A 15,497-nucleotide genomic window follows, 5' to 3' on the forward strand; every position below is an offset into this window, starting at 1 on the left:
AATGCTCAGACGTCATTTTCTTGGTCTCGTTGCGGCCGCCGGAACGGTTCTTGGCCTTGCGGGGGGCGCGGCGGCCGATGACGGGTTCATCGTGGTGCAATCGACCACCTCGACCCAAAACTCGGGGCTGTTCGACCACATCCTGCCGATGTTCCGGCAAAAGACCGGGATCGAGGTGCGCGTGGTTGCCGTCGGCACCGGCCAGGCGATCAAGAACGCTGCCAACGGCGATGGCGATGTGCTGTTCGTGCACGCCAGACCGGCCGAGGAAAAATTCGTCGCGGCAGGCGACGGGGTGAAACGCTTTGACGTGATGTACAACGATTTCGTCATCGTCGGCCCGGCCGCCGACCCCGCCGGGGTGGCAGGCACCAGCGATGTCGTGGCGGCGCTGCAAAAGATCGCCGAGGCGCAGGCGCCCTTTGCCTCGCGCGGGGACGATAGCGGCACGCACAAGGCGGAACTGGCGCTCTGGGCGCAGACCGGCGTCGATGTCACCGCCGCCTCGGGCGGGTGGTACCGCGAAACCGGGTCGGGCATGGGCGCGACGCTGAACACGGGGCTTGGCATGGGGGCCTATGTGCTGACCGACCGCGCCACCTGGATCGCCTTTGGCAACAAGGGCGATACCGCGATCGCGGTGCAGGGCGATGACAGGATGTTCAACCAGTACGGCATCATCCTCGTCAACCCGGACAAGCATCCGGGCGTCAAACCCGCGCAGGGCCAGGCCTTCATCGACTGGATCCTCTCTGACGAAGGCCAGGCCGCCATCGCCGGCTACCAGATCGACGGCCAGCAACTGTTCTTCCCCAACGCGGCGCGCTGATCGCAGCTTCCAATTGCCACAAATATCCTGCGGGGGTCCGGGGGTGCAAAACCCCCGGCGCGTCGCCAGCGTTGCGCAGGCCGGTCTGAATGATCAGGCCGAAAGCCAGCGCACCGCGCCAAGATCGCTCAGGTCATAGCCGCCCATGGTGGCGGCTTTTTCGGTCAGGGCGGGCTTGCCGGCCATGCCCAACAGCCGCTGAACCGGCGCGGTGAAATAGCTGCGCCGGTCGATCAGCAGGTCAAAGCTTTCGTCGATCAGCGGCAGGAAATCACAGCCGAATTGCCGCGCCATCGCCGCCAGTCCCAGCGCCGCGTCGGCCTGGCCTTCGGCCACCATCGCCGCCGCGTCGCTTTCGCTGCGCGCCACGCCCGCGACGGTGAAATCGGCCGCGTCCAGCCCGGCGTCGTCCAGCAGCCGCTGCCACAGCTGCGCGGTGCCTGCCGCCGCCTGCCGCAGCGCCACGCGCCGGCCGCGCAGATCGGCCAGCCCAGCGACGCGCGGCGCCATGGCCTCGGACAGGATCAGCCCGCGCGCGCGCCGGGCCCAGTGGATCAGGACGCAGTCGCTCAGCCCCTCGGCCTGCACGGCCTGCAGGTTCCAGCCGCCTTGATCGGGGATGTGCAGACCGGCCAGCGCGGCCTCGCCCCTGGCAAAGCGCGCCAGCCCGTCCAGGCTGCCCCCGGTCAACAGCGCCAGCCCGCATTCGCTTTCGCGCACCGCCCAGTCCAGCAGGGGGTCATGCGATCCGGCCAGAACCGCTGGCCGCTCCAGGCTGCGCCCCTCGATCCAGGCCAAAAGCTCGGCGCGTGGAAACAGCAGTTTGCCGGTGATGCGGCGGTGCGGGATTTCGCCTTCGCCCGCAAGGTCATAGACCTTGCGTTCCTTTACCCGCAAAAGGTCGGCCACCTCCTTGGTGGTCAGAAAGGCTGGGCCAGTGTCGCTCATGCGCTCTTTGTACGAAGTGTCGGGGCGGTTTGGCAATCGCCCCCGGGCGGTCACAGCACACGCGACAGAAAGGCCCTGGTGCGGGGCTGCTGCGGGTCGTTGAAGATCTGCGCCGGCGGGCCCGCCTCGCAGATCCGCCCCTGATCGAGGAAACAGACGGTATCGGCCAGCTCCCGGGCAAAGTTCATTTCATGCGTGGCCAGCACCATGGTCATGCCTTCGTCGCGCAGGCTGCGCAGCACGTCCAGCACCTCGCCCACCAGTTCGGGGTCCAGCGCGCTGGTGATTTCGTCGAACAGCATGATTTCGGGGTTCATCGCCAGGGCGCGGATGATCGCGACACGCTGCTGCTGGCCGCCGGACAGCTGGTCGGGATAGTGCTGCATGTGCTGGCCCAGGCCAAAGCGGTCGAACAGCGCAGAGACGGTCGGCGCCAGCGCGGCGCGGGACAGCCCCTTGATCCGGCGCGGTGCCAGCATGACGTTTTCGGCCGCCGTCATGTGCGGAAACAGGTTGAAGCTTTGGAACACCATGCCGATGCGCTGGCGAACGGGCTGCGGATCGCGGCCCGGCTCTGAAATGTCATCGCCATCCAGAAGGATCCGCCCGTCGTCCACCGGTTCCAGCAGGTTCATGCAGCGCAGCAGTGTCGATTTCCCCGACCCCGAGGCCCCGATCAGGCAGATCATCTGCCCCGGCTCGATGGTCAGGTCGATGCCCTGCAGGACCTGCGTCGTACCAAAGCTTTTGCGGATGTCGCACAGTTCCAGCCGGGCCATCAGGATCGCGCCCTTGCCTGTTTGTTCATCAGGTAATCCGCATAGCGCGTGGCCGGAATGGTGATGGCCAGAAAGATCAGCGCTGCGCCCACGTAGGGGGTGAAATTGGCCAGCAGGGATTTGTAGACCCCGGCTTGGCGGAAAATCTCGACCGGGCCGATGAAGGACAAGAGCGCCACGTCCTTTTGCAGCGCCACAAAGAGGTTCATGTTGGCCGGAACCACCCGGCGCAGCGCCTGCGGCAGGACGACAAAGCGCATGGTGTCGGAATGCGACAGACCCAGCGACAGGGCGGCGTTGCGCTGGCTGGCGTGGATTGATTCAATGCCGGATCGGATCACCTCGGCCACGTAGGCGGCATAGACGAGGATCAGCGCGAGGCTGCCCCAGAGGTAGGGCGAATTCCACGGCCGCGGCAGGCCAAGCCCGGGAATGCCGAACCCGATCAGGTAGATCACCAGGATCACCGGAAGGCCGCGAAAGATGTCGGTGTACAGGACCGCCACCAGCCGCAAGGGATAAAGCGCCGGGCTTTTGACATCGCGCATCAGGGCCACGATCAGGCCAAGGGCGGCGATCAGCGGCGCGCACCAGGCAAAGATGGCGATGTCCATCACAAAGGCGTTCAGCAGGCCGGGAAAGGTCTTGGCAAAGACCTCGGCGTTGAAAAAGCTGCGTTTGACGGCCTGCCATCCCGGGGCCAGCGGGATCAGCAGGACAAGCGCCAGCACCACCGCCCCTGTCGAGGCGGCGGCGACCAGCGTGGCGCGGCGGCGTTGCCGGGCCTCGAACTGTTGGCGGCGGGTTGGTTGCGGTGTCATGGTGCCTTGTTGCCTCCGGGGGGGGCAGGGGGCGCTGCCCCCGTCGCTGCGCGACTCCCCCGGAGTATTTTTGCCAAGAAGAAGCCGGGATTATTCGATCACGGGAACGGCGGTGGCCTGTTGCAGCCATTCGGCTTCGATTTCGGCCAGTCTGCCGCTGTCCTTCAGGGCACCGAGGGCGGCGTCGACGCAGGGTTTCAGGGCGCTGCCTTCCTCCATGAGGATGCCGAACTGGTCGGGGTTGGCACTGCGCGCGGCGGGGAACTGGCCCAGCAGGGTGCCGCCTTCGACGACGACGCCGGCGAGGTAGAGCGCGGTGGGCAGGTCGAAAAGGGCGGCGTCGATCTGGCCGGCCTGAAGGGCGGCGGTCACATCGGCGTTGTCGCCGTACAGAAGCGGCGCCTTTTCGGGCTGGATCAATTCGCTGAGCATCGGGACGGCGGTGGTGCTTGCGTCGGCGCCCCAGATCAGGGATTTGAGGCTGTCGGCGCTGGCGGTTGCCCCGGCATCGACGACCTTTTGGGTGGTCAGAACGGCCATGGCCGAGCTGTAGTAGGGCTGCGAGAAGTCGACCATCTTTTCGCGGTCCTCGGTGATCGAGAACTGTTGCAGGTTCAGGTCAAAATCCTTGGCGCCGGGCTGGATGGCCTGGTCGAAGGAGGTGCGCACCCAGGTCACCTGGTCATCGGCAAAGCCCATTTCGGCCGCCACCGCATAGGCCACGGCCGCTTCGAAGCCGGCCTTGCTTTCGGGGGCGTCGTCCATGACCCAGGGGTAGTAGGCAGGGTTGCCGGTGGCGATGGTCAGCGTGCCATCGGTGATGGTCTTGCCTGCCGCGCAGTCGTTCTGGGCGATGGCGGCGCTGGCAAGGCCCAGCGCGAGGGTGGTGTAGATCCAGAGTTTCATCTTGGGGTTCCCCTTGGGTTGATGGCGTTCAGAGTTGCCGCGCGCGCGGGTCTTGTCCAGTGGGTTCGGGGGAGAGAAGATTTTTCGCCGAAAAATCTGTTCCCCTCAGTGATGGTGATCGTCAAGGGATCCGTGGATGGCGAATTGTTCGATCCCGGCGTCCTGCGCTTCGATCACGCGAAAGGATTCGCGCACGCCCGCTTCGGTCAGCTCGCGCGCGACGGTCAGCAGGGTGTTGGGATCATGGTCTTCGCACAGCTCGGCCATGTGGTCGATTTCGGCCCTGGCCACGGGCAGCGCCGCGTCGATCGAGGGGGCGCCGTAGTAGGTGACGAAGTGCTGTGCCAGGATCCGGCCCAGCGTTTCGGCCTCGGCGGGTTCGACCTGGGTGACGGCGACAAAGGTCACCCGCCCGCCGGTTTCCAGCCCGAACCAGCCGTTGGCAAAGGCCTGCCGTGCCTTGCCTTCCAGGTCTGTCTCGCCCCAGTCGGAAAACTCGAAACCGCCGGGGATGCACCATTCCCCGGTCCGTGCCGGAGAGGCGTAGACGCGGGTATCGCTTTCGTCGAAGTGGATCGCGCGGGCAAGTTTCATGGGGCCTCCAGCTGCGTGGTCAGGGGGATCAGTTGGGTGGTGTCCTTGGCGCGGATCAGGATGCCGAAATCCTCGTCGACGCCAAGAAAGGTGCCGCTGTGGTCGCCTTGGGTGATCTCTTCGCCCATGCCGTGGGCCAGGCCGCGCCATTCGGCGTGCAGCGCCTGTGCGCCCTCGACCTCCCAGCGGGTGATCCAGTTCAGCGTGTGCCGGGCCCAGGCCTCGAGCAGGCGGGGCGGGGCGACATCGGCGCAGCCCTCGGCAAAGAGGGAGGTTTCGTCCGGGGTCAGGCCCGGGGCGTCGCCTTTGGGCAGCAGGGTCACGGACAGCGCCACCACCAGCCAGTCGGGCACGGCTTGCGGATCGGGGTCCGAGGCCATCACCCGCAGCTGCCCGCAGCGCGCGCCATTGACGCGGATCGCGCCGTTCCATTCCAGGTGCACCGCGACCTCGGGCGGGGCCAGCGCGCCAAGCGCGTTCTGGAACCCCACACCGCAGAGCGGCAGCATGGCCATGGCCCGGGCCAGCGGCACCTCGGGAGCAAAGACCAGAGCCGCCTCGAGGCTGGTGGCATCCAGTCGGTACAGAACCAGCCCGGCGTCCACCCCCTGGGTGGCGCGCAGGCAGGCGATCTCAAAGGGATCCTGCTGGCCCGTCACCTCTTCGCCCGCCATCAGCGGCGGAAAGGTGGGGGCATCCTGGCGGTCAAGATCGCTCATGGGTCAGGCGTGACCGTCGGTGACAAGGTTCGCCGCCACCTGGGCAAAGGCCTTGGCCTGCGGACTGTCCGGGGCGCTGACCACGATCGGCGCGCCGCCATCGGCGGCCAGCCGGATGTCCAGGTGCAGCGGGATTTCGGCCAGCAGCGGCACGTCCAGCCGCTTGGCTTCGGCGGCGACACCGCCATGGCCAAAGACGTGTTCCTCGTGGCCGCAGTTGGAACAGATGTGGGTGCTCATGTTCTCGATCATGCCAAGGATCGGCACCTTGAGCTGCTGGAACATGTCGATGCCCTTGCGCGCATCCAGCAGCGCCACGTCCTGCGGCGTGCTGACGATGATCGCGCCGGTGACATCGGCCTTTTGCGCCAGCGTCATCTGCACATCGCCGGTGCCGGGGGGCAGGTCGACGATCAGCACGTCCAGCGCGCCCCATTGCACCTGCATCAGCATCTGCTGCAGCGCGCCCATCAGCATCGGACCGCGCCAGACCACGGCCTGATCCTCGTTGGTCATCAGGCCGATCGACATCATGGTGACGCCGTGATTGCGCAGCGGCAGGATGGTCTTGCCATCGGGGCTGGCGGGGCGTCCCGACACCCCCAACATCCGCGGCTGCGAGGGGCCATAGACATCGGCGTCCAGCAGCCCGACGCGCCGCCCCTGCTGCGCCAGCGCGCAGGCCAGGTTGGCCGAAACCGTCGATTTGCCGACACCGCCCTTGCCCGAGGCAATGGCGATGATCCGGTCGACGCCGGGCACCTTTTGCGGGCCGGCAGGGGCCGCCGGCTTCGATGGTTTCAACTGCGGCGGGGCCTTGTCCTGATGGGCGGTCATGACGATGGACACCATCGGCGCGCCGGCCTCTTTCAGCAGGGTTTCGGCCTGCACCTTGACCGCGTCATAGGCGGGCGAGGGGCTGGCCAGCTCCATCACAAAGCGCACAGCGCCATCGTCGCCGACATTCAGCGCCCGCATCAGCCCCGAGCTGACGATATCGCCGCCCGCGGGATCGTTGACGGATTTCAGAAGGGTGAGAACGGCATCGCGTGTCAGGGCCAAGGGTCAGTCCTGCCCTTTGATTTCGCCGGTGACTTCATGCGTCATGTCCAGCGCTTCGATGGTGATGACGGCCTTGACGGCATAGGTCTTGCCGTCGGTGTCGGCGCCGCGCATTGCCTCTTCGATGGCTTGCTGCGAGGTGACCCCCACCTGCTTGAGAAACTTGCGCATCGACATGTTGAAATCGTCGCTCATGGTCTGCTCCCTTTCGGTTTTTCTTGATCCGGGGCGGGCATGGGCACTAGGCTTGGCCCATGGTGACGCGCTGGATCCTGATCTGTTTGGCCCTGCTTGTGCCCTTTACGGCGCAGGCGCAAGAGGAACGTCTGGTCCGGCTTGCCGCCCCCGAGGCGCTGCACCAGTCCGGTTTGCTGAAACATATTCTTCCGCGCTTTTCCCTCAAGACACAAGTGAGGGTCAGCACCGTTGCCCCCGGCGATCCGGCCGACATGGTTCTGGGCGATACCGGGCGCGCCCTGTTCGAAGGCGCCGGGCAGGTCTGGCATATGACGGTGCTGTCCCAGGGCCACGCCCCGACGCAGCGGTTCGCCGACTGGCTGACCTCGGAGGTGGGGCGCAATACCGTCACCAGCTTTGCACCAGATGGCACGCCGCTGTTCACCCAGCCGCAGCCCAGGGCGGCCACCGTGGCGGCGGTCACGCTGGACGGCGATTCCGAACTGGGCCAGCGGCAGGCCCAGCTGAAATGCGGGCGCTGCCATGCGGTGCGCCCCGAGGACCGCTTCAATTCGATCGGCTCGACCCCCAGCTTCATGGTGCTGCGCGGCTTTCCCGACTGGGCCGAACGGTTCAGCGTCTTCTATGTTCTGAACCCGCATCCCGCCTTTACCCAGATTGCCGATGTGTCCGACCCTTTCCCGATCGACCGCCCGTCGCCCATCGCCCCCGTCGAAATGACCCTGGCCGAGGTCGAGGCCCTGCTGGCCTATGTCCAGCGCCTGGCGCCCGCCGATCTGGGCGCACCGATCCAAAGCCAGTAGGAACAGCATGCGCGGCACCGGACCTCAGTGGTCCTTGCGCTTTGACAGGTAATCCTCGGTGGTGCGCACCTTGGGCCGGTCGGCGCCCTTGAAGGGGTTGTTGTCCGAATGATACTGCGCGTTGACCCGGCAATTGTCGCACATCTGGATCATCCGCAGCTTGTCCCCGCCGGCGAACATGGAATGGTTTTCCAGCTTGGCGGTGATCTTTTCGATGGTCGATTTCACCCCGAACAGCGATCCGCATTCGATGCAGGCAAAGGGTTCTTCCTCGTTCAGGATGACCTGCGACAGGGCCGCATCCGCCAGGTTCAGGCGCGGTTCAAAAGTGATCGCATCCTCGGGGCAGATGTTGGCGCACAGCCCGCATTGCAGGCAGGCGTCTTCCTGAAACCGCAGTTGCGGCAGGTCGGGGTTGTCGCCCAAGGCGCCCGACGGGCACAGCGACACGCAGGACAGGCACAGCGTGCAGGCCCCGGTATCGACCAGCACCGCGCCATAGGGCGCGCCGTCGGGCAGGGGCAGGCTGTCCTTGCCCGGATGCAGGGCGCGCGCCGCCTGCCGGGTGATCTGCCGCCGCGTGCCCATGGGGCGCACCGGCTGGGCCACCGGGGCAGGGGCGGTTTCGTCATACAGCGCCCGGGTCAGCGCATCGGGGTCCGGGGTGTCCAGCATCCGCGCGCTGCCTGCGCCGCCGATGGCCGTGGCCAGCGCCAGTTGCACCTCCAGCGCGTCGCGGTCGGTGCCCTGCGACGGCACCAGCGTGACCGAGGCGAACCCCGCCCCCAGCGCCGCGACGATTTCCGCATGGCCAAAGCCGTTCAGCGCGGCGACCTCCAGCGGGATCACATCCGCCGGCAGACCATCGCCAAAGCGCGCGGCCAGCCGGATCATCTCGGCGCCGTGGTTGTTCACCACCAACAGGCGCGGAGCGGTGCCACCAGCCTCAAGATAGGCCTTGGCCAATGTCTGCACCCGGCGAAAGATCAGGTCCACGGGCGGGGCGTCATAGCTGATGGCGCCAGACGGGCAGGCAGCCGAACAGGCGCCGCAGCCCGCGCAGACCATCGGATCGACGCTGACGTGATCGCCCATGGGGGTGATCGCCCCGGTGGGGCACAGGTCCAGACAGCGGGTGCAGCCGGTCTGCTCGGCCCGGCTGTGGGCGCAAAGCGTCGTTTCCAGCTTGATGTACAGTGGCTTTTCGAAGGTCCCGACCATGTGCGAGGCCGCCAGGATCGCCGCCGAGACCGCGCCGGGATTGCCGGGATCGGGGCGCAGATAGCCTTCGCGCTTTTCATGCGCCGAAAACAGCGGGGTGCCGCCGCGCAGGTCCAGGATGATGTCGCAGTCCGTCACGGCGCCGTCGCGCGGCGCCCCAAGGGAAAACCCGCCGCGTCCGCCTGGCTGCATCTGTTGCAGCGCGTCGATGCGCAGCGAAAAGCCACCCAGCGCCCCGGTTGCCCCGCGCAGCCGTCCGACAACCACGTCGAACCCGCGGGTCACGGGCATGTCCTCGGCCCGTTCCAGCAGGACGGTCACGCCCAGGAAATCCTTCAGCTGCTCGGCGGCGGCCAGCGCCATGTCGGGCGCCCCCAGAATCAGGCACAGCCCTTCGCTGATCACATCCAGCGCCTTGCCCGGGGCGGCGGGCAGCAGCCCTTCGGCCAGCAGGGCGGCCATCTTTGGCGTCGCATCCGCCTCTTCGGTATGCCATCCGGCGCGGTCACGCAGATCGACAAAGGCGGGCGCATCGGCGCCGACATCCTCGGCCAGCGATTCGAACAGGCGGGTTTCCTGACCGCAGCAGATCACCAGATCGCCCTTGGCAATGTCGGCCGCGGCCTTGTCAAGCTGGTCCGTGCACAGCGCATGACAGGGCGCCGCCACCTCCAGACCGGTCATTTCCGCCAGTCGGGCGGCATCGACGCGCATGGAGCCTTCGCAGCTGCAGGTGAGTATGCGTTTGGTCATTTCATCCCCTTTTGGCCGCCAAACGGGGCGGTATTTGCCTGCCTGCGCAATGCGACCAAGGTCGCATGTGGGCCGTGGCCGTTTAAGCTAACTTAACTTGCGTAAGTTTTGTAGGATATGGTCAACCCGCTGAATTCAGGAATATTCCGAGGTGCGCTCCGCGTGATCCACAACCCCGCCATGTATCGGACCATGCCCCTGGGCATCGTTCTGCGGCGCACGCCCGGCGTGACCCGCTGGGCGCGGTACGCCTGGACGGCGGCGGCGGTCCTGCCGGGGGCGGGCCCGGCGGAATGGCGGGTGTTGCGCCGCGAAGGCGAGGCGGTCGAATACCACGCCGCCACCCTGACCCTGGAGCTGCATGGCGCCGAGACCGAGGCCTATCTGCAAGCGCTCAGCGCCGATGTGCCCAGCGTCTTTGTCGTGATGCGCAAGACCGACGGCGGCGATCAGGACGATTGCCCGCTGGACGTGCTGCTGGTCACCGCCTCGCCCTACGAGGCACAGGATTACACCGACAGTGGCGAAGAGATCGTGGAAAAGGTGCCGATGCCCGAAGGGCTGGCCGCCTGGGTGCGCGACTTTGCATTGGAGTTCCATCAGGACGAAGTGTTCATCAAGCGCAAGCGCGACAAGAAGCGGGTGGACCTGAAGGAAGACGGCATCGGCGATCCGCGCATCGGCAAGCCCGCCGACATCTATGCCTCACCGGCGCTCCGGAAACGGCGGCTGCAGTGAGGGCGCGGGGATGACCAGTTTCTGGGACAGGCGCAAGGCCGCCGTCGAGGCCGAGCAGAAGGCTGAGCGGGACGCCGAGGCAGACCGCGCCCGCCAGGCCCAGGAGGCCGCGCTGGCCGAACGCCCGGACGAGGACATCCTGGCAGAACTGGACCTGCCGCTGCCCGAAACCGTCACCGACCCCGACCAGATCAAGAAATACCTCAACGCCGCGCTGCCCCAGCGGCTCAAGGCGCGGGCGCTGCGCCGGCTTTGGACACTGAACCCGGTGCTGGCCAATCTCGACGGGCTGGTGGACTATGGTCAGGACTATTCCGACGCCGCCACCGTCGTCGAGAACATGAAAACCAGCTACCAGGTGGGCAAGGGCATGCTGGCACATATTCTTGACCTGGAGGAAAAGGCGCGGCAAGCTGACGAGGCAAAGGGAGAAGACCCCGGATTGCCCGAAGCGGACCCAGAGCCGCAGGACGAAACGGACACCGTTCACGATCAGCCTGTTGTTGTCGCCCAGCCCGCCAAGGCCGAGGCGCACCCCCAAGACGAAGACCCGGTCGATGCCCCGTCCACGGCACGCCGCATGCGGTTTCGTTTCGACGACACCGCGACCAGCTGAACAAAGGAAGATGCCCGCATGACCGCCACAGCCCAGACCCCCCGGATCGCCGAAGAGGACCGTCTTCGCGCCGATCTGTACAACTATCTGGGTGTCGTGCTTGCGGGGCCTCCGGATGACATGATGCTGGCCCAGACCGCCAGCCTGACCGGCGATGACAGCGACCTGGGGCAGGCGATCACCACGCTGGCCAAGCTGGCGAAACTGTCCAAGCCCAAGACGGTGGAAAGCGAATACAACCGGTTGTTCATCGGGCTGGGGCGCGGCGAACTGCTGCCCTATGCGTCCTATTACCTGACCGGGTTCCTGAACGAAAAGCCGCTGGCGCAGCTGCGGATGGACATGACGGCGCAGGGCCTGGCCCGGGCGCCGAACGTCTTCGAACCCGAAGACAACATCGCCAGCCTGATGGAGATGATGGGCGCGATGATCGTCGGCCGCTTTGGCGGCCCGGCGCCGCTGGCCCGTCAGAAAACCTTTTTCAACAAGCACATCGGCCCCTGGGCCGCGCATTTCTATTCTGATCTCGAAGGGGCGAAGAACTCGGTCTTCTATGCGCCGGTCGGCACCATCGGCCGGCTGTTCATGCAGATCGAGGCCGAAGCCTTTCGGATGAGCGCGGAGTGATCCGCAAACGAGCGGCGGGACACCGTCGGAACCCATCACGGGAGGAAACCCTGATGAAAAAGGAAGAAGGGGCCACGCGCCGCGACTTTCTGAAAGTGGCAGCAACCACGGCGCCCATCGCCGCCGTTGCCGTTGCCACCAGCGGCACAGCGGCCCAGGCCGCCGAGCCCGACCTGTCTTCGGACAAGATGCAGGATACCGCGCATACCCGCGCCTACCTGGCCAGCGCCCGTTTCTGAAACGCGCCTGTGACGCCCGGCCTTGCCGGACGCCAATCCATGACCAAGGCGACTGGTTGCGTGACGCCCGACTGCCACGGTCTTTCGTAGTCCAGCGCATCATGACGGTGCGTATCGGGAGGAAACAACATGCTTAGGAAAAAGACCAACGGGGTTGCGCGACGCCCCCAGCGGACAAGTATCCTTTCCGAGGCGGCGAACGCTTCGGTTGATCGCCGCGCTTTCCTGCGCGGGTCCGGTCTGGCCATCGGGGGCCTTGCGGCCATCGCCGCAACCGGCGGCACCGTGACCCAGGCCACGGCTCAGACTGCTGCCACCGGCGCCGTCGAGCTGCGCAAATCCGTCTGCACCCACTGTTCGGTCGGCTGTACCGTGGTGGCCGAGGTGCAGGATGGCGTCTGGACGGGTCAGGAACCCGGCTGGGACAGCCCCTTCAACCTGGGCGCCCATTGCGCCAAGGGTGCCGCGGTGCGCGAACACGCCCACGGCGAACGCCGGCTCAAGTACCCGATGAAGAAAGAGGGCGGTGAGTGGAAGCGTATCAGCTGGGAACAGGCGATCAACGAGATCGGCGACGGCATGAACACGATCCGCGACGAAAGCGGCCCGGATTCGGTTTACTGGCTGGGCAGCGCCAAGCATAACAACGAACAGGCCTACCTGTTCCAGAAGTTCGCCCGCTATTGGGGCACCAACAACGTCGATCACCAGGCGCGTATCTGCCACTCGACCACCGTTGCGGGTGTTGCGAACACATGGGGCTACGGCGCCATGACCAACAGCTACAACGACATCCACAATTCCAAGGCCATCTTCATCATTGGCGGCAACCCCGCCGAGGCGCACCCCGTGTCGCTTCTGCATGTGCTGAAGGCCAAGGAACAGAACAACGCGCCGCTGATCGTCTGCGATCCGCGCTTTACCCGCACCGCGGCCCATGCCGATGAATACGTGCGGTTCCGTCCCGGTTCGGACGTGGCGCTGATCTGGGGTATTCTGTACCACATCTTCGAGAACGGCTGGGAGGACAAGGAGTTCATCCGCACCCGTGTCTGGGGCATGGACCAGATCCGCGAGGAAGTGGCCAAGTGGACCCCCGAAGAGGTCGAGCGTGTGACCGGCGTGCCGGGCAGCCAGCTGCGCCGCGTGGCGCTGACCCTGGCCAACAACCGTCCGGGCACCGTGATCTGGTGCATGGGCGGCACCCAGCACACCACCGGCAACAACAACACCCGCGCCTATTGCGTGCTTCAGCTTGCGCTGGGCAACATGGGCACCTCGGGTGGTGGCACCAACATCTTCCGCGGCCACGACAACGTGCAGGGCGCGACGGACCTGGGTGTGCTGTCGCACACGCTGGCGGGCTATTACGGCCTGGCCAAGGGCTCCTGGCAGCACTGGTCGCGCGTCTGGGGCGAAGACTTTGACTGGCTGAACGGCCAGTTCGCCAAGATGAAAGGCGCCGACGGCAAGGACAAGGATCTGATGTACGAAACCGGTATCCCGGTGTCGCGCTGGATCGACGGTGTCCTTGAAGACCCAGAGAACATGGACCAGCCGAACAAGGTTCGGGCCATGGTGCTTTGGGGCCACGCGCCGAACTCTCAGACCCGCATGGTCGAGATGAAGACCGCGATGGAAAAGCTGGACATGCTGGTCGTCATCGACCCGTATCCCACCGTTTCCGCCGTGCTGCACGACCGCACCGATGGCGTTTACCTGCTGCCGGCGGCCACCCAGTTCGAGACCTACGGCTCGGTCACCGCGTCGAACCGCTCGATCCAGTGGCGTGAAAAGGTCGTCGATCCGCTGTTCGAGTCCAAGACCGACCACGAGATCATCGGCCTGTTCGCCAAGAAGTTCGGCTTCCACGAACGTCTCTTCCGCAACATCGCGATCGAAGACGACGGCGTGACCCCGAACATCGAGGACGTCCTGCGCGAGATCAACCGCGGCATGTGGACGGTCGGCTATACCGGTCAAAGCCCGGAGCGGCTCAAGCTGCACATGGCCAACCAGCACACCTTCGACAAGACCACGCTGCGCGCGGTCGGTGGCCCGGCTGACGGCGACTTCTACGGTCTGCCCTGGCCGTGCTGGGGAACGCCGGAAATGAACCACCCCGGTTCGCCCAACCTGTACGACATCTCCAAGCCGGTGGCCGAGGGCGGTCTGCCCTTCCGCGCCCGCTATGGTGTTGAACGCAATGGCGAAAACCTGCTGGCCGAAGGGGTGTTCAACCCCGGTTCGGAAATCCAGGACGGGTACCCCGAGTTCACCATGCAGATGCTGATGGACCTGGGCTGGGATGGCGATCTGACCGCCGAAGAGCGCGCGTCGATCGACGCCGTGGCGGCCGAAAAGACCAACTGGAAAACCGACCTGTCGGGCGGCATCCAGCGCGTCGCGATTGCCCATGGCTGTGCCCCCTACGGCAACGCCAAGGCGCGGACCGTGGTCTGGGAATTCCCCGATCCGATCCCCGTCCACCGCGAACCGCTGTATTCCAACCGGCGCGACCTGGTGGCGGATTATCCGACCTACGAGGACCGCAAGTTCTATCGTCTGCCGACGCTGTATGCGTCGATCCAGAAACAGGACTTCTCGAAGGACTATCCGATCATCCTCACCTCCGGCCGTCTGGTCGAATACGAGGGCGGCGGCGACGAAACCCGGTCCAACCCCTGGCTGGCCGAGCTTCAGCAGGACATGTTCGTCGAGATCAACACGCGTGACGCCAACAACCTTGGGGTTCGTGACGGCGCGCAGGTCTGGGTCGAAGGTCCCGAAGGCGGCAAGGTCAAGGTCATGGCGATGGTGACCGAACGGGTGGGCGAAGGCGTGGCCTTCATGCCCTTCCACTTCGGCGGCCACTTCCAGGGTCAGGACCTGCGGTCCAAGTATCCCGATGGGGCTGATCCCTATGTGCTGGGCGAAAGCACCAACACCGCCCAGACCTATGGATACGACAGTGTCACCCAGATGCAGGAGACCAAAGCGACTCTCTGCAAGATCATGCCAGCGTAAGGAGATAGAGAATGGCTAGAGCAAAATTTCTCTGCGACGCCGAGCGCTGCATCGAATGCAACGCCTGCGTCACCGCGTGCAAGAACGAGCACGAAGTGCCCTGGGGGATCAACCGCCGCCGCGTGGTGACGATCCAGGACGGCAAACCGGGCGAACGCTCGATTTCCGTGGCCTGCATGCACTGTTCGGATGCGCCCTGCATGGCGGTGTGCCCGGTCGACTGCTTCTATCAGAACGAAGAAGGCGTCGTCCTGCACTCCAAGGACCTGTGCATCGGCTGCGGCTATTGCTTCTACGCGTGCCCCTTCGGCGCGCCGCAATATCCGCAGGCGGGCAACTTTGGTTCGCGCGGCAAGATGGACAAATGCACCTTCTGCGCCGGTGGCCCCGAAGAGAACAATTCCAACGCGGAGTTCTCCAAGTACGGCCGCAACCGGATCGCCGAGGGCAAGCTGCCCATCTGCGCCGAAATGTGTTCCACCAAGGCCCTGCTTGCGGGGGATGGCGACGTCGTGTCGGCCATCTACCGCGAACGCGTGGTCGCCCGCGGCTTTGGCTCGGGCGCCTGGGGCTGGGGCACGGCCTATGACCAGAAAGGCGGCTGACCCCGTCTGACG

At 65.7% G+C, this 15,497-nt stretch carries 17 protein-coding genes; 8 read left to right on the forward strand and 9 right to left on the reverse strand.

Going from position 1 to position 15,497, the window contains the following annotated elements:
* Position 1: 1 nt before the first annotated feature.
* Complete coding sequence (locus QF118_RS08335) at positions 2-829, forward strand: ABC transporter substrate-binding protein (RefSeq protein WP_282302164.1); 828 nt, start codon at positions 2-4, stop codon at positions 827-829.
* Between the two features lie 93 nt (positions 830-922).
* On the opposite strand, the gene QF118_RS08340 is transcribed toward QF118_RS08335, so the two are convergent.
* From QF118_RS08340 to QF118_RS08375, 8 genes are all read right to left on the reverse strand, one after another.
* Positions 923-1,777, reverse strand: coding sequence for a substrate-binding domain-containing protein (locus QF118_RS08340; protein WP_282302165.1), 855 nt, complete (start codon positions 1,775-1,777; stop codon positions 923-925).
* 50 nt (positions 1,778-1,827) lie between these two features.
* Positions 1,828-2,556, reverse strand: coding sequence for an amino acid ABC transporter ATP-binding protein (locus tag QF118_RS08345; RefSeq protein WP_282302166.1), 729 nt, complete (start codon positions 2,554-2,556; stop codon positions 1,828-1,830).
* The gene (locus QF118_RS08350; RefSeq protein WP_282302167.1) at positions 2,556-3,377 is read right to left on the reverse strand and encodes an amino acid ABC transporter permease; all 822 of its coding nucleotides are present in this window, start codon (positions 3,375-3,377) and stop codon (positions 2,556-2,558) included. Before QF118_RS08350 ends, QF118_RS08345 begins: the two co-directional genes overlap by 1 nt.
* A 90-nt stretch (positions 3,378-3,467) precedes the next feature.
* Positions 3,468-4,283, reverse strand: a complete 816-nt coding sequence (locus tag QF118_RS08355; protein WP_282302168.1) for an ABC transporter substrate-binding protein — start codon at positions 4,281-4,283, stop codon at positions 3,468-3,470.
* 105 nt (positions 4,284-4,388) lie between these two features.
* Positions 4,389-4,877 (reverse strand): DUF6505 family protein, encoded by a 489-nt coding sequence (locus QF118_RS08360; protein ID WP_282302169.1) that lies wholly within the window; start codon positions 4,875-4,877, stop codon positions 4,389-4,391.
* Positions 4,874-5,596 (reverse strand): biotin/lipoate--protein ligase family protein, encoded by a 723-nt coding sequence (locus QF118_RS08365; protein WP_282302170.1) that lies wholly within the window; start codon positions 5,594-5,596, stop codon positions 4,874-4,876. Before QF118_RS08365 ends, QF118_RS08360 begins: the two co-directional genes overlap by 4 nt.
* Positions 5,597-5,599: 3 nt before the next feature.
* Positions 5,600-6,658, reverse strand: a complete 1,059-nt coding sequence (locus QF118_RS08370; RefSeq protein ID WP_282302171.1) for an Mrp/NBP35 family ATP-binding protein — start codon at positions 6,656-6,658, stop codon at positions 5,600-5,602.
* 3 nt (positions 6,659-6,661) lie between these two features.
* On the reverse strand, positions 6,662-6,853 hold the full coding sequence (locus QF118_RS08375) for a DUF6494 family protein (protein ID WP_282302172.1): 192 nt from the start codon (positions 6,851-6,853) through the stop codon (positions 6,662-6,664).
* A 59-nt stretch (positions 6,854-6,912) separates the two neighbouring features.
* Between QF118_RS08375 and QF118_RS08380 the strand changes: the two genes are divergently transcribed.
* Positions 6,913-7,659: a cytochrome c family protein gene (locus tag QF118_RS08380; protein WP_282302173.1), complete on the forward strand. Its 747-nt coding sequence runs from the start codon at positions 6,913-6,915 to the stop codon at positions 7,657-7,659.
* Between the two features lie 24 nt (positions 7,660-7,683).
* Here QF118_RS08380 and QF118_RS08385 read toward each other — a convergent pair whose 3' ends face one another.
* Positions 7,684-9,633, reverse strand: a complete 1,950-nt coding sequence (locus QF118_RS08385; RefSeq protein WP_282302174.1) for a 4Fe-4S binding protein — start codon at positions 9,631-9,633, stop codon at positions 7,684-7,686.
* 192 nt (positions 9,634-9,825) lie between these two features.
* Here QF118_RS08385 and QF118_RS08390 point away from each other — a divergent pair, with 192 nt between their 5' ends.
* From QF118_RS08390 to fdh3B, 6 genes are all read left to right on the forward strand, one after another.
* Positions 9,826-10,371, forward strand: a complete 546-nt coding sequence (locus QF118_RS08390) for a DUF3305 domain-containing protein (RefSeq protein ID WP_282302435.1) — start codon at positions 9,826-9,828, stop codon at positions 10,369-10,371.
* A gap of 10 nt (positions 10,372-10,381) precedes the next feature.
* Positions 10,382-10,987, forward strand: coding sequence for a DUF3306 domain-containing protein (locus tag QF118_RS08395; protein WP_282302175.1), 606 nt, complete (start codon positions 10,382-10,384; stop codon positions 10,985-10,987).
* Between the two features lie 18 nt (positions 10,988-11,005).
* The gene (locus QF118_RS08400) at positions 11,006-11,614 is read left to right on the forward strand and encodes a TorD/DmsD family molecular chaperone (RefSeq protein WP_282302176.1); all 609 of its coding nucleotides are present in this window, start codon (positions 11,006-11,008) and stop codon (positions 11,612-11,614) included.
* A 53-nt stretch (positions 11,615-11,667) separates the two neighbouring features.
* A complete protein-coding gene (locus QF118_RS08405; RefSeq protein WP_282302177.1) occupies positions 11,668-11,853 on the forward strand; it encodes a twin-arginine translocation pathway signal protein in 186 nt (61 codons plus the stop codon).
* Between the two features lie 129 nt (positions 11,854-11,982).
* Positions 11,983-14,880 carry a formate dehydrogenase subunit alpha gene (locus tag QF118_RS08410; RefSeq protein ID WP_282302178.1) on the forward strand — a complete coding sequence of 966 codons (2,898 nt, stop codon included), beginning with the start codon at positions 11,983-11,985 and terminating at the stop codon, positions 14,878-14,880.
* Between the two features lie 11 nt (positions 14,881-14,891).
* On the forward strand, positions 14,892-15,485 hold the full coding sequence (fdh3B, locus tag QF118_RS08415) for a formate dehydrogenase FDH3 subunit beta (RefSeq protein WP_282302179.1): 594 nt from the start codon (positions 14,892-14,894) through the stop codon (positions 15,483-15,485).
* The last annotated feature ends 12 nt before the right edge of the window (positions 15,486-15,497 follow it).

This window comes from Tropicibacter oceani, assembly GCF_029958925.1.
Taxonomy (GTDB): domain Bacteria; phylum Pseudomonadota; class Alphaproteobacteria; order Rhodobacterales; family Rhodobacteraceae; genus Pacificoceanicola; species Pacificoceanicola oceani.